At 59.4% G+C, this 2222-nt stretch carries 3 protein-coding genes; all 3 read right to left on the bottom strand.

Annotated features, from left to right (window positions below):
• Positions 1-111: 111 nt before the first annotated feature.
• Positions 112-873 (bottom strand): hypothetical protein, encoded by a 762-nt coding sequence (locus JJD66_RS28250; RefSeq protein WP_234452359.1) that lies wholly within the window; start codon positions 871-873, stop codon positions 112-114.
• A 225-nt stretch (positions 874-1098) separates the two neighbouring features.
• Positions 1099-1548: a hypothetical protein gene (locus JJD66_RS27820; RefSeq protein ID WP_200649520.1), complete on the bottom strand. Its 450-nt coding sequence runs from the start codon at positions 1546-1548 to the stop codon at positions 1099-1101.
• 142 nt (positions 1549-1690) lie between these two features.
• Entirely contained in the window at positions 1691-2077 is a 387-nt protein-coding gene (locus tag JJD66_RS27825) for a hypothetical protein (RefSeq protein WP_200649521.1), read from the bottom strand.
• Positions 2078-2222 lie beyond the last annotated feature (145 nt).

Genomic DNA, 2222 nt, shown 5'->3' on the forward strand with positions numbered 1-2222 from the left:
GGCCAGTTCTGGCTGATGCTTGGGCATGACGATACCTGTCCTTGCCGCTATAGCGGCTGACTTTGAAGGGGGAGGGGTTACAGGTTTTGCGGGTGGAGTACGGATGTACTCCTATCGGGATTTGGCGTTCAGGCGGGTTACGTCGTCGATGCAGGCAATATCAGATAGCGTTATGTCCGGCGCCTTGCACTGCCCTGCATCCATGGCAGCCATAGCCAAATCCCTGTCGGTCATGCCAGGAACACCCTTAAGCATGGCGATGCACTTCGCAGCCGAATCAACCTGTTCCTCTGTCCAGATGCCGCGCTCGACCAGCATGAAGCCATCGGGCACCACCGCTACCGGCGCGGGCTGCCCGGCGTAGAGGCTCCTTACCGGGTACCCGGCTTCAACCGTGTTCTTGTAGTGGCCCTTGATACGGTCGTCGCCGTTGTACCACTTGCCGCCGAACTCGTACTGCCACGCCACCGGCTCGCCCTGGGGCTGGGCGGCTGAATTCTCAGCATTCACGCGCTCGATGTAGGCCGGCAGCAGTGTCGGTGGGAAAGTGTCTTCCCAAGGCTTGACGTTGCGCTTTGCCGAATCCTGGAGCTGGGCGACATGGCCCACCAGTTCACGCACCAGGCCCGGCCAGTCAGTCACGTCATAGAATTTGCATAGCACTGGGTCGGGCTGGGGCTGGACGGCTGGACACTTCTTGCAAGGGCCAACGCCGTCACCATGACATTCAGCGCCCGAAGGCGTCTTGCAAATAGGCGCATCCAGCAGGGCGCGCAGCTTTGTAGCCGCCGGCGTATTCCAGTCTGGTAGCTCGTCGAAAGCGTCCGAAAGAGTCGCACGCGGCACTCCGTCAATCGTTTGGTTGGTGGTCATTGCTTTTAGTCCTTATTTTCGAAAGCGTGAAGGGCCTTATCCAGCGCTGCGACAGCCTGGAACCGAGTTGAGCAGGTCACTTCGGCGTAAACTCCACCGTACTGGCCGCGAGCAGTCCAACTGCCCGACTTGTTTTGAATTACCTCTACAACTGCACTCATAAGTCACCTCAAATCAGTTGTGCCAGTGCCAGCAGGCACCAGCAGTAGGCGGGGAGTTGGGCTTTCATGGCTTGATCCTCGAGAACCTGGCCAGTTGAATCAGCACATCTTTGAATGCCTTCGGCGTCGCATTTGCCTCACGCTTGTACCGCGTCGGTTTGTTAGCGGCCTTTCCGCGCTGGTCCTGGAACCCAATTTGGTGCGTACCCTGCGGACGCGACCAGTCAAGGTCGAAGGGTTTCTGTTCTCCAACGAAGTAGAGCCATGTTGCCTTGTTGGCCCGATGCCCGTATGCCGACTGCCATACCTCACAAACCCAGCCTTTGCCGCATGGTTGCCAGCCAATCGCGGCTGGCTTGGTGAGTCCGTGCGCAGCCCATGCCCGAGACGCTTTCGGATGCTCAAGCACGCCACGGTTTGCGCGCACCGAAGCCAGTGCCGAAGCAAAGCAGCCATGGTCATTGCCTGGGCGGTTGTGCTCACCACCCCAGCGCTTGAAATTGATGGCAGCCATCGGCCCCCAAAGCTGGCAAGGGGGGTGGGCAACAACCGGAAGGCAACCGCTATACCTTCTAGCGTCTCGCGACTCAGGCCATGCATCGATCGATGGGTCATTGGCATAGCACCCGTCAGGCTGAACGAACAGCACGGCTACGTCAGGCATCGCCAACACCCTCTGCTGGCTTGAGTGCGGCGCGCATACGGGCGCGTAACCTCAGAACAGCGTCTAAGTCCAGCGGCTCACGCCCTACAGCATCCAGCACCTCGCCGACCAACCCCTCCAGCAGATCCACCCGCTCATCCGCTGCGGTCAGGCTCCGTCCAATTTCAGCCATGCGCTTACGATGAAGTTCGTTCAGGCGGTCGATTGCCTTCTGCGCCTGATTGAAAAGTGATTGATAGCGCCCAAGCTCAGCCAGAGCCACGTCACGCCCGGCGGTTACGCGGTCGAAGTCAGCCGCCAGCACAACACTGAGCCTCCCCAGTGATTCACCCTCTACAAGCCCTGTTTCGGTTACGTGGTAACGCTTTACTTCGGACACAGCTGTTTCCTTGCCGGGCATGCCCGGGCGGTGGAGTGGTGGAGTTATGCGGCGTCAGTCGTTGTCGCCGTCGTCATCGGCGTTCATTTGGAGAGATTCGGCAAAGCCTGCTTGCCGTAATTTGCGCGCCACGTTTTGCGGTATG

Origin of the sequence: Pseudomonas sp. MF6751 (assembly GCF_016613265.1) — a bacterium.
Taxonomy (GTDB): Bacteria; Pseudomonadota; Gammaproteobacteria; order Pseudomonadales; family Pseudomonadaceae; genus Aquipseudomonas; species Aquipseudomonas fluorescens_BV.